The sequence below is a fragment of the Salipiger sp. PrR007 genome (assembly GCF_010499845.1).
Lineage (GTDB): Bacteria > Pseudomonadota > Alphaproteobacteria > Rhodobacterales > Rhodobacteraceae > Salipiger > Salipiger pacificus_A.
Genome location: NZ_JAAGOZ010000083.1, coordinates 188,910 through 211,864, shown reverse-complemented (window position 1 = coordinate 211,864; position 22,955 = coordinate 188,910). Strand labels below are relative to the sequence as shown.

The window sequence follows — 22,955 nt, the reverse complement described above, 5'->3', positions numbered from 1 at the left end:
GGATGTTTCTCCGGCCGGTCGATGCGCTCGAGCCAGCCCCCGGCGGCGTAGCGGTAGAAGTCTTCCGCCGGGTCGACGCTCGGGTCCATGTTGCGGACCGAGAAGCCGAGCTGATCGGCGCCGACTGTCCCTGTGTCTTGCGCGGCGGATGACGTGGCGGTTGCCGAGAACAACCCCACTGCCACGGTACAGGCCAAGGGAAACATGGGGCGCACAATCATCAATAGGGCTCCGGTCATGAAAGCGAGATCGGTGTTGAAAAGGCTCTTCACCAACACGTTACCGGCATTGGCATTTCCAGGCCACCGTTTTGCGTGCGCTGGCGCGAGGCGTGCCAGATCAGGGCCGGGACCCGCCTCGAGAACTCCTCTATCGACATCAGAGGCAATCTGGGTTCTTCCCGGCTTTTGCTTCAGACTCCAGCTGCGCCAAGCATGAGTTTCCGAAGTCTTCGCTGCCGTGCCGCGTAAATTTCCACCGCCTCACAGCAATCGTTCCGCTGCGAACGCGCGCCGCGAGAAACTGGCACTTCCGCTTCGGGCTCGAAAGGGCCGATCGCTGCGTTCAGCCTGAACGGCAGCTTCCGAAAAATAAGCCCAGCGGTGCGACGTCGGCTTCCTGCGCGTAGCTGACCTCGCGGGCTCGATGGACTCGGGTCGCATGGCCGCTTGCAGCCTATTCCGTTCTCTAGTGGGGCAAGGTCTGGGTGCTCGGTCCTGAGCGGTTGGTGCCTTTCGGGTGCCCTCGTTCTCGGCGTGCTCATGCTTGGCACTTTATGGGGTAAGCCGGGGCCGAGAGTGGCGAGGTTGAAACCGCAGTCAGCCGGGGTCGGCCGCGTGCCACAGACTCGGCGCCATCATCTGCTCCCTCCCTCGGGCGATGCTCCGCGCTCGGGAACTCGGGGCGGTCTCCTTTCTCGTCGACCGGGTTAAGGAGCGCCGGCCAGTCTCTGGCCGGGTGGAAATCGGTGTCGCTCTTGAGCATTGCGTGCATGATGACTGCCAATCGACGCGCCAGGGCGATCCGGGCTTTGCGCATGTTCGATTTGCGCGCGATCGCCAGCCCCCATTCCTTCGGCTTCAGCGTTCCCTTGTCGCGGGTCAGCATTACGTTCGCCGCCTCGTAGAGCGCCGGTCCCCGGTCTTCGATATGTGCCCGGTGTCGTCGACTTCACCGGATTGATATCGGCGCGGGACAAGGCCGCGATACGCACCGAGGTCACGGGATCGTCGGAACCGTCCTGGATCGTCAACGGCGGCGGTGAAGGCCAGCGCGGTGAGCGGCCTCACTCCGGGAACGGCCATGAGCCGTCGGCAGGCTTTCGATTGGCGCATGAGATGCTTGATGTCGGTGTCGAGGGCGGCGATTGCCGAGAGCAGACGATTGCGAAGCAATCTGCCGAGAGGGACAAGTCAGCGCGTAGGGATGGGACATTCGAGCGCGCCGACTTCAACTATGATACCGAGAGGGATGTCTACACCTGCCCGGGCGGCAAGGAGTTGAAGCAAAGCCGCCGGACCTTCACGAAACCCCGGGAGAAAAAACCCGATGAAGATGGCATGCTTCGCGACCGGGCCGGCAAGGCCGATTGCGATGCTTGCAACCTGAAGGCGCGCTGCTGTCCCAAGGCGCCGTGTCGAAAGGTAACGCGATCAATCTTCGAGCCCTCCCGGGATCGGGCGCGTGCGATCGCCCAGACGACCGACTACGCGATCTCTTGCAAGCTCCGGAAGAAGGTGGAGATGCTCTTCGCGCATTTGAAGCGCATCTTGGGCCTCAACCGTCTCCGATTGCGAGGCCCGAGCGGCGCACGAGACGAATTCCACCTCGCAGCCACCGCTCAGAACCTCCGGCAGCTCGCAAAGCTCGTTCCGATGCCACCGGTCGCCTTTTGAGAAAGGATATGCTCAGGCGCCGCAAATTCTGGGCGAGGGTCAACGCGATCCCCGAGCCGAGGTTTTCAACGGAATAAGCCCGAACCAGCCATTCGCCTTGAGGTGCCCCGCACGGTGTAGTGGACCTTCGGCCCGAGAGCCTGGAGCGATCGAGGAGCGGACACAGAGTCTGTTGCGCTCAAAGTCGGCGTTCTTTCGCGACTATTGATCGAATCGGATTCTTTGCACTACATACAACATTGAGAAAGGCGATGGCGTCGCCACCGACGATCCGATGTCGGAACTCTAAATCAAGCCATCCTGAACGCCGGGATCTTGCTTCGCCGTATTGCGGTGAGGGAGGTGACCTGAGCGATAAGGCGCACTCCCCATGCGGTCAATCGGCCCTAACAGGAGTGAACCGATGGACGGAACTTCCAACACGACCGGACTTGCGCGCCCCGATTTCTACCGTTTCCACCAGGGCGAAAAGGTGCTGTCCTTCTCAGATACAGAGTACGAGGCGCGGCTGGCTGGGCTTCGCGCCACTATGGCGGACCAAGGCATCGGTGCCGTTGTGCTGACCTCGATGCACAACGTGGCATACTATTCCGGCTTTCTCTATTGCGCGTTTGGGCGTCCCTACGCGCAGGTCGTCACCGCTACAGAGACCGTCACCGTCAGTGCAGGGATAGATGCGGCGCAGCCTTGGCGGCGGTGTTATGGCGACAACATCACCTATACGGATTGGCAGCGGAACAATTATTGGCGAGCCATCCTGTCCGTGACTGGGCCAGGTAGGGTCGTAGGGTATGAGGGGGACCACATTTCCATCGCGCAGAAAGCGCTTCTGGATGTCTTCCTTGCTCCGTCGAGCACGGTCGACATCGCACCTGTGACAATGACGCAGCGGTTCCATAAATCGCCTGCAGAGCTGGAGCTGATCCGCGCGGGTGCAGCGGTCGCCGACGTGGGCGGTTACGCGATCCGCGATGCGATCAAGGCAGGCGTGCGAGAGATAGACGTTGCGATGGCCGGTCGAGATGCCATGGAGCTGGAGATCGCCCGTCGCTTCCCGGATGCCGAGTACCGGGACACTTGGGTATGGTTCCAGTCCGGGATCAACACCGATGGCGCACACAATCCGGTCACTTCTCGGCACTTGCAGAGCGGTGACATTCTCAGCCTCAACACCTTCCCGATGATCTCGGGATATTACACAGCGCTGGAGCGCACGCTCTTTGTCGAAACAGTCGACGAGGCCAGCCTGAATGTTTGGGAGGCGAACGTTGCAGCTCATCAATACGGCATGAGCCTCTTGAAGCCTGGCGTCTCTTGTGCCGAAGTTACTCATGCGATCAATGACTTCTTTGCAGAGCGTGACCTATTGAAATACCGGACCTTCGGTTACGGTCATTCCTTCGGAATACTAAGCCACTACTACGGTCGCGAGGCGGGACTTGAATTGCGGGAGGATATCGACACGGTACTCGCGCCTGGCATGGTGATCTCAATGGAACCGATGCTGACCATCCCGGAAGGGCAATCAGGCGCCGGGGGGTATCGGGAACATGATATCCTGATCATTACCGAAGACGGCAATGAGAACATCACCGGCTTTCCTTTTGGCCCTGAGCACAACGTGGTCGCCTGATCGCAGAACTTGGTTTGGTCGGCACAACAGGTTGGCCAAACCTGAAGCGGCCATTCGAACGCCTTGCGACATCTGTGAGTCTGGGCTCGAGGGGGCCGGTCGGCACGCTCCGCGAAGACGGCAGCTTCCGGGGCCTGAGCAAAGCTGAGCCAAGTCCGCTTCGTGCGCAAAGGTGTCATCCAAGAAATACGTCTTCTGGGCCGCACGCTCCAGTGCTCAGTCGGGTGTCGGCCTCGATCAACTGGCAGTCTTGAGCTCAGGCCCCTCATGCATCGTCGCGGCGATAGTGCTGGATGCCCTGCAAGCCTCAAAGCCGCGGACAGTCGATCATAGTCAAGGGCGCTCGAAATGGCGCCTCCACGCGATCGCGTGCTGAGGGACGATGAGGGTCTTCTGTCGTCCACGTGATAACCCGCGGGGGCTACCCTCCCCGCAAACGCTCCCAAAACGCTGATTTCCTCGCGTGAGTCTCGCGCAGCGCTTCAAGATAGTCCGCGTGCGATAGGTGCATGCCGTAGTCGAGGATCTCGGCATCCGCGGCGGCACAGTCCATCAGGTGCCGGGCGGCGTGGCCGTAGCGCCCTGAGCGGGCCCTACCCAGCGCGAAGTCGATCATGGCGCGCCACAGCAGCACGGCGGCGAGCGGGTGGCCGGGGGCGAGGGCGTCGGCGAGCGGGGTGAGGACCTCATAGGCATCGCCGTCGATCTCCTTGCTGCGGGCTTCGATCAACTCAGCCGCCAGCGGCAGGTCGGGGGCCTGCAGGCAGTAGGCCAGCGCCTTCTCGACCGGTTTGTAGGTGAGGACGATCCGGCGCGCGGCGTCCTCGGCCTCGATGTCCTCGAAGTCGGGCAGCAGCTTGATATGGCGGCGCAGGGCGTCGGGGCAGAGCCGGCGCTCGAAGCGGTGCCAGAGCGCGGCCTTCAGATCGTCCTTGCGGCCGAGCGCCTCAAGGCAGGCGAAATGGGCCTCGTCCAGTTCGGGCGTGTCGAACCACGGATCGCCGCTTTCGCCGGGCAAGGCGGCCTCGATCAGCCGCAGAGCGTCCGTGGGGCGGCCCGCCGCCAGCAGCCGGGTCGCGGCGGAGGGAGCGATGGTCGAGTAGGTCAGCTGCTCGGGGCTGTATTGCGCAAGCCAGCTGTCCACGTCGCCCTCGGCATCGGCCACGTCCTGCAGGATCATCTCCGCCGTGCGGTTGCGCCCGGCAAGGGCGCGCTCGGCGCGGGCATCACGGTCGGAGATGAAATCGTAGCGGGCGAGGTCGGCATCGGTTAGCGGCGATTCGCAGGCCGCTTCGGCGAGTGCTTTGAGGCGGGCCAAACCGGTGCTGCCGAGCGCCTCGGCCAGCGCAGGTATGGCGTGGTCGAAGGCGCCGTAGCCATCATTCGAAATCGCCTCAAAGACGCTGTCGGCCAGAGCTTCGGGAGCCTTGCCCAGCCTCGGCCCAAGCCGTCCGATGACCGCCATCGCCTGGCGCATGACATCGCCGATGGTGCCCCAGCTGTCGTCGGTACGCTCATGAATGCCGGCAGCAAGCTGCAGCTGAGCCCAGAGCAGATCGAAGGCCGCGTCCGGTGCATCAGGTGCGATGCGGGTCTCGATGAGCGTCGTCAGTTCCGCCAGTTCCTGCGCCAGCTTCCTCTGCGCCTTGCGGGAGATGAAGGTACGGCTGCGGCGGATGGAGGCGAAACGTTTGCGCACGTCGGCGGTGATCGCCTCGGGGCCCAGATCGGCGGAAAGCGCCATGCGCACCCGGCGCTGGCGTGCCGCGTCGCCTTTCACCGCCTCGAGCAGCAGGTCGGCCAGCGTGTCGGCACCCAGCTCAAGGAGGTTTTTCTTGTTTAGAGCCTTGCCTGCCATCGGGGTCCTCCTCTGGTGACGCATCCTTGGGCGGGATCATGCGCCCAGACGCGCGCTTTGCAAGCATGTGCTAGATATGGAAAGGGCGCCCAGTGGGCGCCCTACATGTAGATCCCGGGAAAAACTCAGCCTTCCATGGGAAAAACTCAGGTGTCTCTTACACACTCAGTGCGTCCAGGCGCTCCGGCGATCCACCGCGAAGTTTTCGGCATAGCCGCGGGCGCGCAGGTTGGGCTTGCGCTTGTTGGGCTCGTTCACCTGCGCCTCGATGCCGTGCTCGGCGGCATAGGCGAGGGCCGCCTCCTTGCTGTCGAACTTCAGGCGGACCTGGCTCTGGGTGTCAGACGAGGAGGTCCAGCCCATCAGCGGGTCGACCTCGCGCGGGGAGGCGGGGAAAAACTCGAGAATCCAGTCCCTGGTCTTGGCTTGTCCCGACGACATTGCCGTCCGAGACGGCTGGTAAATCCGTGCACGCATGGAATCCCTCCTGACATTCATTGGCGTTATCGAGAATTTATAGTGCCGGGGCAAGAGATCGCGGCGCGGCGGTGCGGCAAATCTTCCCGAACCCTTGCGTCTTGCCCGCAGAAAAGGAACATTCCGTGAAAATACCCTGCGCCCGCGAGCGAGTCTCCCAGCCAACCGAGCCCGAAACCCCTTGAAATTGCCGTGCGGCGCGACACGTCTTGCAGGCGCCCGGAGATGACCACATGCCCTATGCCCATTCCGACAAGTCGATGCCCATGATGCACGCCCCCGCGCCGGATGTCCGGACGCGGGAGAAGCTCGAGGGCGGCATCAGCTTCCGCATGCAGACCGAGTTCTCGCCGGCGGGCGACCAGCCGACAGCGATCGCCGAACTTGCGCAGGGGGTGCGCGATGGCGAGCGCAGCCAAGTGCTGCTTGGCGCGACGGGCACCGGCAAGACCTTCACCATGGCCAAGATCATCGAGGAGACCCAGCGCCCGGCGATCATCCTCGCGCCCAACAAGACGCTGGCGGCACAGCTCTATGGCGAGTTCAAGGGGTTCTTCCCGGACAACGCGGTCGAGTATTTCGTGTCCTACTACGACTACTACCAGCCCGAGGCCTACGTGGCCCGCTCGGACACCTATATCGAGAAGGAAAGCCAGATCAACGAGCAGATCGACCGGATGCGCCACTCGGCCACCCGGGCGCTGCTCGAGCGCGATGACGTGATCATCGTCGCCTCGGTCTCCTGCATCTATGGCATCGGCTCGGTTGAGACCTATGGCGCGATGACCCAGGACTTGCACGCGGGCAGCGAATACGACCAGCGCAAGATCATCGCCGATCTGGTGGCGCAGCAATATCGGCGCAACGATGCGGGCTTCTCTCGCGGGGCCTTCCGTGTGAGGGGGGACAGCCTCGAGATCTGGCCCGCCCACCTTGAAGACCGGGCGTGGAAGCTCTCGTTCTTCGGCGAGGAGCTGGAGAGCATCACCGAGTTCGACCCGCTCACCGGCGAGAAGACCGGCAGTTTCGACCGCATCCGCGTCTATGCGAATTCGCACTACGTGACGCCGAAGCCGACGATGCAGCAGGCGGTTATCCAGATCAAGAAGGAGCTGCGCCAGCGGCTCGACCAGCTTGTCGCAGAGGGCAAGCTCCTGGAGGCGCAGCGGCTTGAGCAGCGCACCAACTTCGACATCGAGATGCTCGAGGCCACAGGGGTCTGCAACGGCATCGAGAACTACTCGCGCTACCTGACGGGCCGCGCGCCGGGCGAGCCGCCGCCCACGCTGTTTGAGTTCATTCCGGACCACGCCATCGTCTTCGCCGACGAGAGCCACGTCTCGGTTCCGCAGATCGGCGCGATGTACAAGGGCGACTACCGGCGCAAGTTCACCCTCGCCGAGCACGGTTTCCGGCTGCCGTCCTGCATGGACAACCGGCCCCTCAAGTTCGAGGAATGGGACGCCATGCGGCCGCAGTCGGTCTTCGTCTCGGCGACCCCTGCGAACTGGGAGCTTGAGCAGGCGGGCGGCGTCTTTGCCGAGCAGGTGATCCGCCCCACGGGACTTCTCGATCCGCAGGTCGAGATCCGCCCGGTGAAGATGCAGGTGGACGATCTGCTCGACGAGATCCGCAAGGTGACGGCAGATGGCTACCGGACACTCTGCACCGTGCTGACCAAGCGCATGGCCGAGGATCTGACCGAGTACCTGCATGAGCAGGGCATCAAGGTGCGCTACATGCACTCGGATATCGACACCATCGAGCGGATCGAGATCCTGCGCGACCTGCGGCTTGGCGCCTTCGACGTGCTGATCGGCATCAACCTGCTGCGCGAGGGCCTCGACATCCCCGAATGCGGGCTCGTGGCAATTCTCGATGCGGACAAGGAGGGCTTCCTGCGCTCCGAAACCTCGCTGATCCAGACCATCGGCCGTGCCGCGCGGAATGCCGACGGCCGGGTGATCATGTATGCCGACCGCGTTACCGGCTCGATGGAGCGGGCGCTGGCCGAAACCGAGCGCCGCCGTGAGAAGCAGATGGCCTACAACGAAGAACACGGCATCACCCCGGCGACGGTCAAGAAGAACGTCGACGACATCCTTGCCGGTCTCTATCAGGGCGACGTCGACATGAACCGCGTGACCGCGTCGATCGACGCCAAGCAGCAGGGCTCGAACCTTGAGGCGGTGCTGGAGGGGCTGCGCGCCGGCATGCGCAAGGCGGCGGAGAACCTCGAGTTCGAAGAGGCCGCGCGCCTGCGCGACGAGGTCAAGCGGCTCGAGGCTGTCGATCTGGCGATCCACGACGACCCGCTTGCGCGGCAATCGGCGGTCGAGGCGGCGTCGGAGGCTGCGGTGAAATCGAAGGGGCGCTCGACGGCCGGCCGTCCAGGCCAGCGCGGCGGCAACGTCAAGCGTCGCAAGCGCTAGGCCACCATCCCCCGGCATGAAAAAGCCCCTCTCCACGGTGGGTGGAGAGGGGCTCTTGTTTTCGCCGTGTGATCGCGTGAGCGATCAGCCGTCGTTCTTCTCGTCCGGCGGGGTCACATCGATGTCGGGCAGGGTGACTTCGGCTTCCTTGGTGTCGACCTCGACGTCGACGTCCGGGACGGTCACTTCTTCGGTCTTGGTGCCAACTTCGACCGAGCCGACCTCGGCATCGACCTCGGGCAGCTCGCCGCCGTCAACCGAGACGTCAACGTCGGGCAGGCTGCCCTCTTTCGTGACATCAAAATCGATCATGTATGCGCCGACGCCGATCACGACAGCGGCGGCGGCAACGAGGGCAACGATGGATCCGGTACGCATGTTCAGTTCCCTTCCGGTTTGATCCGGCGCTTTGGGCGCCGTGGTGTTTCGGTAAAGGAACCGTGAGGGCGGCTTGATGGTTCCAGAAATATTCTTCGGAACCAATGTGTTGCGCGGAGCGTTTTGGCGGATTTTCGGATCAGCCGCAGAACACCCGAAGGATCTGTCCGGCGCTGTCGGTCTCGATGTTCATCCGGTCCGCGCGGTAGTCCATGGTCATCGCCTGACCGGGTCCGAGAATGCGCAGCTTGGCGCCGGGGGTGAGCTCGAGGTCGCCGACGGCGTGGCCGATCTGGCTCTGATAGGCCGAGGCGCCGCAGCTGTCTTCGCCACTGGAGGCGGCGCTCTCGGTTTCGCTGCAGCCGGCAATGCCCGCGCAGAGTCCGAGCGCGATCCCAATCCGTCCCAACATCGTGTGTCTCCTTGCTTTCCTTACGCTGGCAGGTAGGTCACGGCAACGTGCAGTCCAGCGCCGATCGGCCGCAAAAGTCGCTCTCGACCGGCGCGGCGTTCGCAGCTAGGCTTTTCCGCATGCACCGGTTTCTGCTCATATCCTGTCTCGCCCTGGCGGCCTGCGGCACGCCCTATGAGCGCTGCAACCGCGAGGCGGCGCGGTTCTATGCCGATGCGCTGCAGGAGCAGAGCCGCATCTCGCGAGATCTGGCGCGCGGCTTCACCTATGTGACCGAATGGGAGACCCGCCGGCGCTGGCAACTCTGTGGAATCTATCACGAGCACCCGCATTATTGCTGGCGGACGGACACCGAGCCGGTGACTCGCCGCGTTCCGGTGCGTCCCTACGAGTTGCACCGTCGGCTCGACGAGATCGGGGCGGCGCTGCCACAGCTCGGACGGGATGCGGCAGCCGGGCAGGCCGAGTGCCGTCGGCGGTTCCCGGCGGAGGTCGCAGCCCAAACGCCTCCGCAGGGGTAGATCCGGCCCCGCGGGGCCGGATGCGGTCTCGAAGTGGGTTGTCGCTCAGGCCGCACGCTTGCGCAGCTCCGGGTGCTGCTTAAGCACCATCCCGAAGGCGACCAGCGCCACGCCAGTCGAGAGCAGTTCGACCGAGAGAAGCACGCCCAGCACCACCGCCGCCGAGGACGGGAAATTGGTGAAGATCATGAGTGCCAAAATCACCGAGATCGCGCCGCTGATCAGCAGCGCCAGCTTGTAGCGCCCCTCTGCGACCGAGAAGCCGTAGATCACCTTGGCGACGCCGCCGACAAGGAACATGATCGCCGCGACAAGCGTCAGCGAGATCAGCCCTTCGAGCGGGTTGGCCAGGAAGCTGATGCCCAGCCAGAGGTAGATGATCGTCAGCAGAATGGCCAGCAGGCGCTCCTTCATGCCGGTCACGCGGAAGATGCTGATGGCCTGCACCACGCCGATGATCAGGAAGAACCAGGCGACAATGGTCTGCGCCGCGATCGAGGCGGCGAAGGGGTTAAAAAGCGCGAACAGCCCGCCGAGGATGCTTGCGATACCGAGAATGATCCACATAAGCCAATGCTGCATTTCCAAATTCCCTCAATACACCCGGCACGCGGCCGGTGCCTCGAAGGTGCGCCCCTCCCCGGGGCTCTGTCAACCTCCCGTTAACGTTCGGGAAGTTCGCCGTGCCGGGGTGTGGGTTCGGGGGCAGACGGCACATCGACGCGCTCGGCCAGAAGCAAGGCGAGCCAGCGGGTCTTGTCGAAGCTGGCCAGCACGATGGCGAGGATCGAGGTCAGCGGCACCGCGAGGATCGCGCCGGGAATGCCCCAAAGCGTCGTCCAGAGCGCCAGAGCGAGCAGCACGACGAACGGGCTGAGATTGAGCTGCCGGCCGATCAGACGCGGCTCGATGATATTGCCCAGCGTCACCTGAACCGCAGTCAGCGCCGCGCCAAGCCCGACGGTGAGACCGATCGAGCCGAATTGTGCCAGCGAGAGCGCCACCGGGAAGGCGACGGCCAGCAGGGAGCCGAGGTAGGGGATGTAGTTGAGCACGCCGATGACCACCGCCCAGAACAGCGCGAAGTCCACGTTGAAAGCCCAGAGGATTGCATAGGAAATCGTGCCCAGCACGATGTTGATCAGCGTCTTGAAGGCAAGGTAGCGGCTGATCTTCTCGTTGATCGCGCCGACCACGGCGAGCACGCGCGCGCTTTGCTCGGGCGAGCGCAGCCCGGCGGTCAGGCGGCGCTGGAAGGAACGGCGCTCGGCGGTGATGAAAGCGGCGTAGATGATCACCATCAGCACCACCGAGCCAAGGTTGGTGAAACCGCCCAGCACCGCCAGTGAAAAGCGCCGCAGGTCGATCCGCCCGACGGTCTCGGCGGTGACGCGCTCCCAGAGCTCGTCATTCTCGAAATGGAAGTACCCCGCGACCCCGTCGACCATGGCGCGAAGGTTGTCCTCGTAGGTCGGGGCGACCGCCATGATCTCGCGCACGGTGGCCGAGAAGACCGCCGCCAGAACGAAGACCACGGTGGCCGCGAATGCCAGCAGAAGCAGTCGCAGCGCGCCGAGTGGCAGATACCCAAGCACCGGCAGTCGGCGCAGGGCGCCGGCCACCGACTCCAGCAGGTAGACGAGGATCGTCGCCGTGACGATCGGCAGCAGGATGGATCGGCCGAGCACCAGAAGCGTCCCGGCTGCCAGCACGAAGATCGTGGACAGCACGAGCGTCTGGAACGGCGTATCCCTCATCGGCACCATGTCATCCTCCGGGCGGGTGTCGCCGGAGTGGGGACGATGCGGGCGGGGAAGTCAACGCGGACAGGCTCAGAGCTGCCCGCCGATTGGTAACAGACCCGTCAGCCAAGCGGTGGTGGCGCGCATTTGCGACAGGATCGGCTCGGAGCGGTAGAGCCGCCAACGGTTGCCCGCGTCATGTTCGAGCCATTGCATCCGGCCGTCCTCGCCCAGTTGCACGTGGAAGGCGGCCTCGGGCAGCAGCTTCTTGAAATTCACCGCGGCCTGCGTGGCGAGGGCAGGGGAGTCCACGAGGATCCCCATCTCGGAATTGATCCGCACCGAGCGCGGGTCCCAGTTGAATGAGCCGATGAAGAGCAACTTGCGGTCCAGAACGAAGGCCTTGGCGTGTAGCGCCGAGCGTGACAGGCCGAGCCCCGACAACGTACGGTCCGGCCGCTCCTTCTCGGCCCGCAGCTCCCAAAGGTCGACGCCCGCCTCGAGCAGGTCGCGGCGCGAGTGGGCATAATGCGCGTAGACCGCTGGCACATCGGTTGCGTCGAGCGAATTGGTCAGCACGGTCACATCGACTCCGCGCTCCTCGAGCGCGCGGAGCAGCGCCGTGCCGCTGTCGCGAGGAACGAAATAGGCCGAGACAACGAGGAACTCGCTTTCAAGCCCGTTCACGTAGGGCAGCATCGAGGCGGCAAAGGTCTCGGAGGCAGGCAACTCGCCCGCGGCCTTCTCCGGCGGATCCGCGAGAAGTGTCGCCCGCGCGGCGGTGAGCTGCAGCGGCTGGCGCTTCAGAGACGCGATGTGATCGAGCAGCGCGCCGCCGTAGGGGGTCAGCGCGATCCGCTGCCTGTGCCGCGCCAGCGCCGTGCGCACCGTTTCAAGGTCGGCCCCGTCTTCTTTCGGCGTGATCACCTGCGATGCCGGGACGGCGTAGCGGCTGTTCCAGTAGCTGTCGAAGGTGCGCCCAACGTCGTCCACCACGGGGCCGGCGGCCAGCAGGTCCAGATCGTCGTAGTTCGATTCCTCGCGCGCCGAGAAATACTCGTCGCCAATGTTGCGCCCGCCGACGATGGTCACCCGGCCGTCGAAGGTCATCGACTTGTTGTGCATGCGACGGTTGATCCGGCGGAATTCGAGCAGCGCCGACAGCGCCTTGCCATGCGAGCGGGCGAAGGGATTGAACAGCCGTATCTCGATGTTTGGGTGCGTTTCGAGCGCATGGGTGGCCTCGTCGTAGCCGCGGGTGTCCATGTCGTCGAGCAGCAGCCGCACCCGCACGCCGCGGTCTGCGGCGCGCAGCAGCGCATCCGTAAAGAGCCGGCCCGCCTCGTCGTTGTGCAGCAGGTAATATTGGGCGTCGATGCTGGTCACCGCCTGCTCGGCAAGGCCCAGCCGCAGCGCCAGCGCGTCGATGCCATTGCTGATGATATGCACGCCGGACGTGCCGTCGGTGCGGCCCTGCCACATGCGGGTGATCTGCGAGAGCGGGGCAGAGGCCGGTGCGGACAGCGCGGCGCTCGTGGTGCGCGGACCCTCGGGGAGCTGGCTGCTGCAGCTCGCCAGAAAGACGCAAAGGAAGAAGGCGCTAAGGAACCGGAACATTGTGGCCTCGGATCTTGGGCTCGGAGGATCAGCCTCGCCGAGCTTGGCCATTTCCGCAAGCAGGGCAGCTGACGTAAGGTCCGGAGCGCGGCTTTTGCGCCGCAGGGCACCGGGGCCGAAACGCCTGACGCAGGTGTAGTGTGGTCACAGGGCGTGCTGCATTTCGGGGAATTGTGTTTTTCGTTAGGCAGATTTCCTGCCTCCCGCTACGGCTTGTTCGAACCACTGTTGGGGAATGGTGACATGGTGTTTTCAAGAGTCCTTGCGGGGGCATGCGCCCTTTCTGTCCTCGCCGCATGCGAGCCTACGACAGCGCAATTGGTCACGCAGGGCAAGCCGATCGATATCGTCTATCCCGTTACGTCAGGGGTGACCGCGGCGCGGCTGCAGAACGATACGACCGATTGCCAGATCGAAGCGGCTCAGAGGGTGCCGCCACAAATCCTGACGACCACCACGCCGACCCGCTCGAGCCCGACCGAGACCCAATGCGTGACCAAGGGCAACACCGTCACCTGCACGACCACCGGCGGCGAGATCTATGGCGGGGAAACCTATTCCTACGACGCCAACGAGAGTCTGCGCGCTAGGGCGGAAGCGCAGTGCCTCTCGGGCAGGGGCTACAAGTTGGCGACGATCCCGAAATGCCCGGCAGCCTATGCGACCCGGCCCGTGCTGTCGCAATTCTACCCGCTGTCGGCGGCGACCTGCTATCTGCCGGGCGCCGGGGGCAGCTACGCGGTGACCGAGATGTTGCGCTGACCCAGGGCCGAAGCGCGGGCGCGACGGGCGGTGCGCGCGCCGGCACTTGGTCCATGACCTCCCAAGACGCACCGGCCAGCCAAGCCTACCCTTTTGCGCGGCATTGCACTTCTCGCATGTGGGGCGCTCCGGGACTCCTGACCAAACCGCGCGCAAGCGCTTGTCTCGGGAGCTCCGATCATGTCGATCGGGGGACTGTCGGACGAGGCTGCGGCATTGCAACTATGCCCCCCACCAATGGGGGCGGCGCCTGGCGTTCCTTTCGGAGCGCAAGGCGCTGCCTTCTGTTTTTTCTGCGCGACGGCAACTGCGCATCACGGACATGCGTGCTAGCCGCAGCGAACGGCAGCAAAGTCCTGCATAGTGGGCCCTCGCCTATCGGGCGTCAAAGGTCCGGTCAGGGTCGAAATTGCTTTGAGGCTAGGTCAGGAGTGCTTGGCACGGTCGACTGGCAAGATTCATAAATCCGCATTTTCGAGTCGCCTGCGCTCGGCATTCGACAGATCACGCGCCGCTGGGCGCGCCGCAAGCGGGCAACTGCTTGCCGACGGCGGCGACCCGGAGCGCGCGCGGGCGCTGGTCAGCGACATCTTCGTCGCACATTGCGAGCGCGGGATCGAAGGGGCGGCCAGCCGTCCAATCACCATTCGCCATTGCCGACTGGACAGCGTCGCGCTGTGCGCGGCGCAGGCGCTCGACACCTCGTTGCTCTGGAGCTACCCGAGGGTTTGTTCGACGGCCATTCGTGACGGGGCGATCTCCTCCGCTTGCCGAAAGTCCGTACGCCATCCCGAAGACTTCGCGAAAACATCGGGCTGGAGGGACTTCAAGTGACGGAATTCAGTGGAAAGGTGGTTTTTGCCACCGGTGCATCGTCCTTGTTGGGGCAGGGCATCGTGCGCGTTTTCGTGGCGGCGATTGCAAAGCTGGTGATGGCGGCTGTGCGGCGATAGGCCCGGAGGCAATGGTGGATGTCGTTGCCAAGTTGATGGCATGACCCGCCTCCGATCCGGCGGGTTCCTGGCTCTGGATGTTGATCCGCGCGGTCTGCGGTCCGCCGTCGGCAGGTTCGCGATCGGTGTCACGGTCGTAACCGCGCGCTCGGGCGGTTCGTCCGCGGCAAGACCGGGCGGGGCGGTGGCGCAGGCGAAGAGCACGCCGCCGGATTCGCTCAAATAGAACGCCTTGAAATGCTGCCGGTCAATCACCGCGGTCACGTCGCAGCCCGCGCTGGCGAGGCGACCGTGCCATTCGAGCTGAACCGCGTCGCTCTCGGCGCGGAAGGATGGGACTGCCCGCGTCGAGGCTTCGCTTCGGGCAGCGAGCCGCGGCGAAGCTCGACAGGGGGACACATACACCTGGAGTTTCGCATGAGGCGCAAACTTGCGCGATGCCGGATCTCTGGGAGAAATGACCGCGCTAGCGTCCGATGAACCGCGCCGGGCTGCTGCCGGTGATGCGCCGAAACATCGCGATGAAGGCCGAGGCCGTGCCGTAGCCAAGGTCGAGCGCCACACTTTCGACGCTGGCCCCGTCCTGCAGAAGCGAGATGCCGCGGACCACGCGCACGCGCTGGCGCCATTCGCTGAGAGACATGCCGAGTTCCTGTGTGCAGCGGCGCACCAGCGTCCGCTCGCTCATCCCGAAAGCCCGGGCCAACTCGGCGGTGCTGCGCGGATCGGCCGGCGCGTCGCGCAATGCCTCCAGCACGGGGGCGAGCCGCGCATCGGTGGTTTCCGGGACAAAGCTGTCGGCCATGGAACAGGCCGCGATCTCGTCGACCATGACGCGCAGCAGGCGCGACTGCGCCTCGGTATTGGTGAACCGCGTTTCCGCGAGGCTGTCGAGGATGGCGCGCAAGAGCGGCGTCACCAGGAGCGAGCAGGTGCGCTGCGGCATGGGCGCGCAAAGGTCCTCGCTGATATAGGCCGAGAAATGCACCGCGGCGCGTCGATTGAAGCCGACATGCTCCACGCGGGGCGGGATCCAGAAGCCCATGTGCGGCGGTGCGAGCAGGTGCACGCCCGCGAGACGAAGCTCGGTAATCCCGCTGAAGGAATAGACGAATTCCCCCCACGGGTGCTGCATCACCGGATAGGTGGCATTGTCGGGCATGCTCTCGAGCCGGAAGTAGATCGGAGCGGGCAGCTGATCGTGAAATGGCGGATGGCGCAGGTGAGGCGGGCTCTGGGCGGGTGTCATGGCTGGCGGTCTGTCGCGATCGTTTGGCGTATCTGAGCTATATATATGCCATCCGCCAGAGTAGATAGGGGTCATGATTTGCCTGCCCAGGTGCCCCCATGAAACGATCCATTGATACCACCGCTTTCGCCGTGATGGTCCTGCTGTGCCTGATCTGGGGCCTGCAGCAGAGTGCCATGAAGATTGTCGCCGGCTCGGTCGATCCGATGCTGCAGATCGGCCTGCGCTCGGGTTTGGCCGCGGTGATCGTCCTGGGGCTGAGCCGGGTGTTCCTGCGCGACCGCTGGCATCGCGGGCTGTTCCTCGGGCCGGGCCTGCTTGTGGGGGTGCTTTTTGCGCTCGAGTTCCTGCTGGTCGCCGAGGGGCTGCGCTGGACCACCGCCTCGCATATGGCAGTCTTTCTCTATACCGCGCCGATCTTTGCTGCGATCGGTCTGCATGTGGCGCAGCCGGACGAGCGCATGGCGGCGGTGCAATGGGTCGGTGTGGCGATCACCTTCTTCGGTGTCGCCGCGATCTTCGTGCTGCCTGAGTTGCGCAGGCCGGGCACGGCACCAAGCGCCGGGATGCTGCTCGGCGACCTGCTGGGTCTGGGGGCGGGCCTGTGCTGGGGGATGACCACTGTGGTGATCCGAACCACCCGCATCTCCGAGGCGCCGCCGGCCCAGACGCTCTTCTACCAGTTGGCCATCGCCGGCGCGGCAGCCCTCGGCTTTTGCGCGCTGACCGGGCGGCTGTCGTTCGAGCCCACGACGCCGGTGCTGGCCAGCCTGTCGTTTCAGACGCTGATCGTCTGCAGCCTCAGCTTCCTCGTCTGGTTCCGCATGCTGCAGATCTACCGCTCGTCGCGGCTCGGGGTGCTGAGCTTCATGACCCCGGTTTTCGGTGTGGCCAGCGGGGCGCTGCTGCTCGGCGAGGCGCTGAGCTCCGAATTCCTTCTGGGAGGGGCGCTCGTGCTGGCGGGGATGATCATCGTTCAATCGCACGAGTGGATCACCGCCCGCCGCGCGGCGCGGGCCGGGCAGGGGCCGCTCTGCGGGCAGACCTGAGGCGCGAGCAGGCACCTGCGCCCTCGACGCGCTCGAGCCGGCCCGGGACGAGGTCGCAGGCGTCGGCGGCAATCGCCAGTCCCAGCTGGTCGAGCCGCTCTCGGGTTCGCGTCGCCCCGCCGTCGGAAGGATCCGGCCACTCCCGCCCCGCCGGCTCTGGGCTTGAGCGACCCGAGGCAGGAAAAGCGCTGACCAGTTTCGCCGAGCCGTCCGCGATTTGACACTGGCCCGATCTCGGCTCGGGAAGGCGAACGGTGCGGAGGAGCCATGTCAGGGAGGGGCGGCGGCAACGCGGGCCGCCTCGCTGCGTAGCCCGCAAATGTGCGAAAATATGCACAAAAATGAGCGCTCCGCGCGGAAACCTCTGAGACGTTCCTGAGAAGCTTTGCGGATCGAGAGAAGCATGGCTTGCGCGACGTCAATTTTCGGTCAACCCTCGCGCCGCGGAGTAAGCCTGAATTTTGGCTGTCATGAACCTGTCAAAAACAAATTCTACACGCGCGTCACGGCCGCTACGGCCGGGACCGGGAAACGGGGAGATACGATTGTGAAAACGAATACAAAGATTTGGCTCGCGGGTGTCGCGGCGCTGATGGCCACCACGTCGATGGTACAGGCGCAGGACCTGGCCGCGCTCGAGGCGGCTGCAAAGGAAGAGGGCATGCTGACCACCATCGCCCTGCCGCACAGCTGGTGCGGCTACGGCGACGTGATCGCCGGCTTCAAGGCGAAATACCCCGAGATCGAGGTCAACGAGCTCAACCCCGACGCGGGGTCTGCCGACGAGTTGGAAGCGGTACGCGCCAACAAGGGCAACACCGGCCCGCAGGCGCCCGACGTTCTGGATGTGGGCCTCTCCTTCGGCCCGCAAGCCAAGGAAGAAGGGCTGCTGCAGCCCTACAAGGTCTCTACCTGGGATGAGATCCCCGACGCGGTCAAGGACGCGGACGGCTACTGGTACGGCGACTATTACGGCGTGATGTCCTTCATGGTGAACAAGGACCTGATCGACACCACCCCCGAGGACTGGTCGGACCTGCTGAAGCCTGAATACGCCGGCTCGGTGGCGCTGGCGGGCGATCCGCGCGCCTCGAACCAAGCGATTCTCGCGGTGCTCGCCGCGGGCATGGCCGAAGGCGGTGCCGCCGGCAAGGACGCAGGCTCGAAGGGGCTCGAATTCTTCAAGAAGATGAACGAGGCAGGCAACTTCGTGCCGGTGATCGGCAAGGCCGGCACGCTGGCGCAGGGCGCGACCCCGATCACCATCATGTGGGACTACAACGCGCTCGCGGCCCGCGACACGCTGAACGGCAACCCGCCGGTCGACGTGGTGGTGCCGAAGTCGGGTGTCCTCGCGGGCGTCTATGTGCAGGGCATCTCGGCCCATGCGCCGCACCCCAACGCCGCCAAGCTGTGGATGGAGTATCTCTACTCCGACGAAGGCCAGAGCCTGTGGCTCAAGGGCTACTGCCACCCGGCGCGCTTCAACGCCATGGCCGCGGCCGACAAGATCCCGGCCGAGCTGCTCGAGGCGCTGCCGCCGGCAGAGAGCTACGAGGCCGCCTACTTCCCGACGCTCGACGAGCAGGCGGGCAACAAGGAAGCGGTTGTCGGCGGCTGGGATGCCGTCGTGGGCGCGAACGTCCAGTAAACCCCTGCGTCAGGGGCCCTTCGCGGGCCCTTGTGCTGTCCCGGCGCCTGCGGGCGAGCCGGGACGGGATCGTCGTTCCCAGTTTTGCCCATGTCCGGACCCCATGTGACTGATGTGACTTCCCCCCCGCCGAAGCGCCGCTGGCGCCCGAGCCTGACATGGCTGGGCCTGCTGCCCTTCGCGCTGTTCATCCTGCTGTTTCTCGTGATGCCGACGATGAAGATCGTTCTCGGGGCCTTCCAGCGCGCCGACGGCAGCTTCACCTTCGAGAACATCGCCGGGCTCTTCACGCCGTCGATCCTCTCGTCCTACTGGATCTCGATCAAGATCTCCGTCGCCTCCTCGGCCTTCGGCTGCCTGATCGGTTTCCTGATGGCGGCGGGCATGGTTCTGGGCGGGTTGCCGCGGGGCATTCGCTCGCCGCTGATGACCTTCTCGGGGGTGGCGTCCAACTTTGCCGGGGTGCCGCTGGCCTTCGCCTTCCTCGCGACGCTTGGACCGCTGGGGCTGGTGACCGTTTTCCTGCGCACCGAGTTCGGCATCAACCTGCGGGCCATGGGGTTCAACATCCTCAGCTTCTGGGGGCTGACGATCACCTACCTCTTCTTCCAGATCCCGCTGATGATCCTGATCATCACACCGGCGCTCGACGGGCTGAAGCGCGAATGGCGCGAGGCGGCGTCCTGCCTTGGCGCCAGCGGCGCGCAATACTGGCGCATCGTGGCGCTGCCGATCCTCTTCCCGACCATCCTCGGCACCTTCGCGCTGCTGTTTGCGAACGCCTTCGGCGCCGTGGCGACCGCCATCGCGCTCACCGGCAGCTCGCTCAACATCGTGCCGATCATGCTGTTCGCGCAGATCCGCGGCGACGTGCTGGGCAACCCGCACCTCGGCTACGCCATGGCCTTCGGGATGATCCTCGTCACGGGCCTCGCCAACGTCGTCTACATCGTGCTGCGCATCCGCTCCGAGAGGTGGCTGAAATGACCAAAGCCGCGTCCTGGGCCATCCTGCTTCTGGGCCTGACCTATTTCATCCTGCCGCTCGTCGGCATGGTCGAATTCTCGCTGTCGATGCGACGGGGCGAATACAGCTTCGACGCCTATGCCGCCGTGCTGGCCGACCCGCAGTTCCGCGAGACCTTCTCCTATTCGGTGGTGATGGCGCTGCTGACCATCGCCTTCGGCATCCTGCTGGTGGTTCCGACCGCCTTTTGGGTGCGGCTGAAACTGCCGCGCCTGCGGCCGCTGGTCGAGTTCGTCACCTTGTTGCCGCTGGTCATCCCGGCCATCGTCACCGTCTTCGGTTACATCCGGCTCTACAACACCTCGAGCTGGCTGCCCCTCACCGGTTCGATCTTCGGCACCAACCTGCTGCTGATGTTCGGCTACGCCATGCTGTCGTTGCCCTACATGTACCGCGCCGTGGACACCGGGCTGCGCACCATCGACGTCGCCACGCTGACCGAGGCGGCGCAGAGCCTCGGGGCGGGCTGGGTCACCATCATCGTCAAGCTGATCCTGCCGAACGTGCTGGTCGCCGTGCTCTCGGGCTCCTTCGTGACCTTCGCCATCGTCATGGGCGAGTTCACCATGGCGGCGCTGCTCAATCGTCCGGCCTTTGGGCCCTACCTGCAGCTGATGGGGGCCAACAAGGCCTATGAGCCTTTTGCGCTCGCCACCATCGCCTTCATCATCACCTGGGCCTGCATGGGGCTGATCCAGCTGGTCACCAGATTCACCAAGCACGACAAGGCGGGCCGATGAGCTTCCTGACGATTTCCCACCTGGAAAAGAGCTTCGGCGTCACCCGCGTCGTGAAGGACTTCAACCTCGAGGTCGAGAAGGGCGAGTTCATCTCGCTGCTCGGGCCGTCGGGCTGCGGCAAGACCACGGTGCTGCGCATGGTGGCGGGCTTCGAGACCCCGAGCGCCGGGAACATCACTATCGAGGGGCGCGAGGTGTCCAGCCTCAAGCCCAACCAGCGCAACATCGGCATGGTGTTCCAGGCCTATGCGCTCTTCCCCAACCTCACCGTCGCACAGAACGTCGGCTTCGGCATGCGGGTCAAGGGCGCGCCCGCGCGCGAGATCGCCGCACGGGTCGAGGAAATGCTGGCGCTGATCGGCCTGCCGGAGCTGGGCAGTCGCTACCCGTTCCAGCTTTCGGGCGGGCAGCAGCAGCGCGTGGCGCTGGCGCGCGCGCTCGCTCCCAAGCCGCAGGTGCTGCTGCTCGACGAGCCGCTCTCGGCGCTCGACGCCAAGGTGCGGGTCAGCCTGCGCAACGAGATCAGGACGATCCAGCGCGAGCTTGGTATCACCACCATCTTCGTCACCCACGACCAGGAAGAGGCGCTGTCGATGTCCGACCGCATCGTGGTGATGCACCAGGGCGTGGCCGAGCAGGTGGGATCCCCCTTCGAGGTCTACAACACGCCCGCCACCCGCTTCGTCGCCGGCTTTGTCGGCACGCTCAACACGCTCGATGCCAAGGTGCTCGACCCCTCGATCGGCCGGGTGAAACTGGGTGAGAACGAGATGACCTTGGGCCGCGCAATCCCGCCGGGCGAGGCGCTGCTGGGCCTGCGCCCCGAGATGCTGCGCCTAGGCGCGCATCCGGGCGAGGCGGCGCTCACCGGAAGGATCACCGAGCTCGACTTCCTTGGCTCGGTCATCCGGCTGCGCATCGATCTGGGCGGGCAGCCGCTGGCGGTGGATCTCTTCAACACCACGCGGCAGGCGCCGCCGAAGGTTGGCGAGATTGTCTCGCTGGCGCTCAATCCCGCGGACGCGCTGGTGATCGGGGCGTAGGCGCTGCCGCTCGGTGCGTTGGCAGCTCGCACCGGGCGGAACGTCATGCAAACGTCATCGGGCGGTATCACGACCGTCACAGATTGCGCTTACCCCGACGCCGAACAAGAACGGGGGACACCACATGTTCAAGACAACCGGAGTCGCGATCGGCTCGATGCTTCTCGCCTCGACCGCCTTCGCCGCCACCGACATCACCTGGTGGCACGGCATGGGCGGCCGCAACGGCGAGGTCATCAACGAGATCTCGCAGCAGTTCAACGCCGCGCAGGACCAGTGCCACCTCACCCCGATCTCGAAGGGCACCTACGAAGAGGCGCTTTCTTCGGGCATCGCCGCGTTCCGCTCTGGCGAGCAGCCGAACATCCTCCAGGTGTTCGATGCCGGCGCCGCGACGATCATCGCCGCCAAGGGCGCGACGATCCCCGCCGAAGACCTGATCAAGGGCGCGGGACAGGAGTTCAACCGCGAGCACTTCATCGCCGGCGTCCGCAACTTCTACGCCGACAGCGAGGGCAAGTTTATCGGCATGCCGTTCAACTCCTCGGCGCCGATCATGTATTTCAACAAGGCCGCCTTCGAAAAAGCCGGCGTGCAGCCGCCGAAGACCTGGGAAGAGTTCGAGCAGGTCGCACCCAAGCTGAAGGAAGCCGGCTACCTGCCGATGACCGCCTCGCAGCTGACCTGGATGATGGTCGAGAACTTCAAGTCGCGGAACAACCAGCAGTTCGCCACGAACAACAACGGCTACGACTCCGCGCAAGGCACCGAGATCATCGTCAACGACGAGAACCAGGTGATGATGTTCGAAAAGCTCAAGGCATGGGCCGACGAGGGGCTTTACGGCTTCTACGGCGCCGGCTGGGCCGACAACCTCAAGCCCTTCGAAGAGGGTGAGGCGGCGATGTGGATCGGCTCCTCGGGCAGCTTCGGCGGCCTGCAGAAGTCGGCGGATTTCGACTTCGGTGCGGTCTTCATGCCCTATTGGGACAGCATTGAGGGCGCCGGCACCCAGAGCTTCATCGGCGGCGCGGCGCTCTTCGCCATGGCCGGCAAGCCGGAAGAGCAGAACACCTGCACGGCTGAGTTCTTCTCCTTCCTGACCTCGCCGGAAACGCAGGTCTACTGGCACAAGAACACCGGCTACGTGCCGATCACCGAGGCCGCCTACGAGATGGCCAAGGGCGAGGGCTACTACGACGAGCAGCCGGTGGCCGAGGTCGGCATCCAGCAGCTGATGCTGGAGGGCGGTGAGTGGTCGAAGGGCTACCGCCTGGGCTTCTACCCGCAGATCCGCACCGTGATGGAACGCGAGTTCAACCGCATCTTCTCGGGCGAGACCGAGGTGAAGGCGGCCTTCGACACCATCCAGACCGAAGGCAACGCGCTGCTCGCGCGCTTCGCCAAGACCGCCAACTAAGGACCGGCCCCGCCGAGTTCCGGGGTCCCGGGCGTCCGCCCGGGGCCCCGATGCCATTGCCGCGCCGCGCGGCGGCGCCTTTCCCGATCAGGACACA

20 protein-coding genes and 2 pseudogenes are annotated in these 22,955 nt (G+C 64.9%); 12 read left to right on the top strand and 10 right to left on the bottom strand.

Annotated features, from left to right (window positions below):
- Nucleotides 1-221: hypothetical protein (locus G0Q01_RS26655; RefSeq protein WP_203595160.1), on the bottom strand; the 221-nt coding region annotated here is incomplete at its 3' end.
- A gap of 730 nt (nucleotides 222-951) precedes the next feature.
- Nucleotides 952-1,388 (bottom strand): annotated as a pseudogene (locus G0Q01_RS24480) (transposase); the annotation flags it as partial.
- Between the two features lie 18 nt (nucleotides 1,389-1,406).
- On the opposite strand from G0Q01_RS24480, the pseudogene G0Q01_RS24475 reads away from it, so the two are divergent.
- Nucleotides 1,407-1,895, top strand: a pseudogene (locus tag G0Q01_RS24475) (transposase); the annotation flags it as partial.
- A gap of 403 nt (nucleotides 1,896-2,298) precedes the next feature.
- Complete coding sequence (locus G0Q01_RS24470) at nucleotides 2,299-3,528, top strand: M24 family metallopeptidase (protein ID WP_164198515.1); 1,230 nt, start codon at nucleotides 2,299-2,301, stop codon at nucleotides 3,526-3,528.
- 421 nt (nucleotides 3,529-3,949) lie between these two features.
- On the opposite strand, the gene G0Q01_RS24465 is transcribed toward G0Q01_RS24470, so the two are convergent.
- Entirely contained in the window at nucleotides 3,950-5,386 is a 1,437-nt protein-coding gene (locus tag G0Q01_RS24465; RefSeq protein WP_164197757.1) for a DUF6880 family protein, read from the bottom strand.
- Nucleotides 5,387-5,551: 165 nt separating this feature from the next.
- Nucleotides 5,552-5,863 carry an ETC complex I subunit gene (locus G0Q01_RS24460; RefSeq protein ID WP_095881673.1) on the bottom strand — a complete coding sequence of 104 codons (312 nt, stop codon included), beginning with the start codon at nucleotides 5,861-5,863 and terminating at the stop codon, nucleotides 5,552-5,554.
- A gap of 233 nt (nucleotides 5,864-6,096) precedes the next feature.
- Between G0Q01_RS24460 and uvrB the strand changes: the two genes are divergently transcribed.
- On the top strand, nucleotides 6,097-8,295 hold the full coding sequence (uvrB, locus tag G0Q01_RS24455; protein WP_164197758.1) for an excinuclease ABC subunit UvrB: 2,199 nt from the start codon (nucleotides 6,097-6,099) through the stop codon (nucleotides 8,293-8,295).
- An 84-nt stretch (nucleotides 8,296-8,379) separates the two neighbouring features.
- Here uvrB and G0Q01_RS24450 read toward each other — a convergent pair whose 3' ends face one another.
- Together G0Q01_RS24450 and G0Q01_RS24445 are read right to left on the bottom strand one after the other, a co-directional pair.
- Nucleotides 8,380-8,673, bottom strand: a complete 294-nt coding sequence (locus G0Q01_RS24450; protein WP_164197759.1) for a hypothetical protein — start codon at nucleotides 8,671-8,673, stop codon at nucleotides 8,380-8,382.
- A gap of 139 nt (nucleotides 8,674-8,812) precedes the next feature.
- Complete coding sequence (locus G0Q01_RS24445; protein WP_164197760.1) at nucleotides 8,813-9,085, bottom strand: I78 family peptidase inhibitor; 273 nt, start codon at nucleotides 9,083-9,085, stop codon at nucleotides 8,813-8,815.
- A gap of 119 nt (nucleotides 9,086-9,204) precedes the next feature.
- Between G0Q01_RS24445 and G0Q01_RS24440 the strand changes: the two genes are divergently transcribed.
- The gene (locus G0Q01_RS24440; protein WP_164197761.1) at nucleotides 9,205-9,606 is read left to right on the top strand and encodes an excinuclease ABC subunit B; all 402 of its coding nucleotides are present in this window, start codon (nucleotides 9,205-9,207) and stop codon (nucleotides 9,604-9,606) included.
- Between the two features lie 45 nt (nucleotides 9,607-9,651).
- Here the strand turns inward: G0Q01_RS24440 and G0Q01_RS24435 are convergent, their stop codons facing one another.
- From G0Q01_RS24435 to G0Q01_RS24425, 3 genes are all read right to left on the bottom strand, one after another.
- Nucleotides 9,652-10,188 carry an HdeD family acid-resistance protein gene (locus G0Q01_RS24435; RefSeq protein WP_164197762.1) on the bottom strand — a complete coding sequence of 179 codons (537 nt, stop codon included), beginning with the start codon at nucleotides 10,186-10,188 and terminating at the stop codon, nucleotides 9,652-9,654.
- Between the two features lie 80 nt (nucleotides 10,189-10,268).
- Nucleotides 10,269-11,372 carry an AI-2E family transporter gene (locus G0Q01_RS24430; protein WP_164197763.1) on the bottom strand — a complete coding sequence of 368 codons (1,104 nt, stop codon included), beginning with the start codon at nucleotides 11,370-11,372 and terminating at the stop codon, nucleotides 10,269-10,271.
- Between the two features lie 66 nt (nucleotides 11,373-11,438).
- The gene (locus G0Q01_RS24425; protein ID WP_164197764.1) at nucleotides 11,439-12,965 is read right to left on the bottom strand and encodes a phospholipase D family protein; all 1,527 of its coding nucleotides are present in this window, start codon (nucleotides 12,963-12,965) and stop codon (nucleotides 11,439-11,441) included.
- A gap of 318 nt (nucleotides 12,966-13,283) precedes the next feature.
- Between G0Q01_RS24425 and G0Q01_RS24420 the strand changes: the two genes are divergently transcribed.
- Both G0Q01_RS24420 and G0Q01_RS24415 read left to right on the top strand, forming a co-directional pair.
- On the top strand, nucleotides 13,284-13,727 hold the full coding sequence (locus G0Q01_RS24420) for a hypothetical protein (protein ID WP_108968878.1): 444 nt from the start codon (nucleotides 13,284-13,286) through the stop codon (nucleotides 13,725-13,727).
- A 435-nt stretch (nucleotides 13,728-14,162) separates the two neighbouring features.
- On the top strand, nucleotides 14,163-14,561 hold the full coding sequence (locus G0Q01_RS24415; protein ID WP_164197154.1) for a hypothetical protein: 399 nt from the start codon (nucleotides 14,163-14,165) through the stop codon (nucleotides 14,559-14,561).
- 585 nt (nucleotides 14,562-15,146) lie between these two features.
- On the opposite strand, the gene G0Q01_RS24410 is transcribed toward G0Q01_RS24415, so the two are convergent.
- A complete protein-coding gene (locus G0Q01_RS24410) occupies nucleotides 15,147-15,929 on the bottom strand; it encodes a helix-turn-helix domain-containing protein (protein ID WP_164197153.1) in 783 nt (260 codons plus the stop codon).
- 98 nt (nucleotides 15,930-16,027) lie between these two features.
- On the opposite strand from G0Q01_RS24410, the gene G0Q01_RS24405 reads away from it, so the two are divergent.
- The 6 genes from G0Q01_RS24405 to G0Q01_RS24380 all read left to right on the top strand — a co-directional run bounded on the left by G0Q01_RS24405 (nucleotide 16,028) and on the right by G0Q01_RS24380 (nucleotide 22,858).
- Complete coding sequence (locus tag G0Q01_RS24405; protein WP_164197152.1) at nucleotides 16,028-16,978, top strand: DMT family transporter; 951 nt, start codon at nucleotides 16,028-16,030, stop codon at nucleotides 16,976-16,978.
- Nucleotides 16,979-17,570: 592 nt separating this feature from the next.
- Complete coding sequence (locus G0Q01_RS24400) at nucleotides 17,571-18,629, top strand: ABC transporter substrate-binding protein (protein ID WP_164197155.1); 1,059 nt, start codon at nucleotides 17,571-17,573, stop codon at nucleotides 18,627-18,629.
- A 105-nt stretch (nucleotides 18,630-18,734) separates the two neighbouring features.
- Nucleotides 18,735-19,616, top strand: a complete 882-nt coding sequence (locus tag G0Q01_RS24395) for an ABC transporter permease subunit (protein ID WP_164197151.1) — start codon at nucleotides 18,735-18,737, stop codon at nucleotides 19,614-19,616.
- Complete coding sequence (locus G0Q01_RS24390) at nucleotides 19,613-20,395, top strand: ABC transporter permease (RefSeq protein ID WP_164197150.1); 783 nt, start codon at nucleotides 19,613-19,615, stop codon at nucleotides 20,393-20,395. The genes G0Q01_RS24395 and G0Q01_RS24390 overlap by 4 nt, the downstream gene beginning before the upstream one ends.
- Entirely contained in the window at nucleotides 20,392-21,438 is a 1,047-nt protein-coding gene (locus G0Q01_RS24385; RefSeq protein ID WP_164197149.1) for an ABC transporter ATP-binding protein, read from the top strand. The genes G0Q01_RS24390 and G0Q01_RS24385 overlap by 4 nt, the downstream gene beginning before the upstream one ends.
- 124 nt (nucleotides 21,439-21,562) lie before the next feature.
- Entirely contained in the window at nucleotides 21,563-22,858 is a 1,296-nt protein-coding gene (locus G0Q01_RS24380; protein WP_164197148.1) for an extracellular solute-binding protein, read from the top strand.
- Nucleotides 22,859-22,955 lie beyond the last annotated feature (97 nt).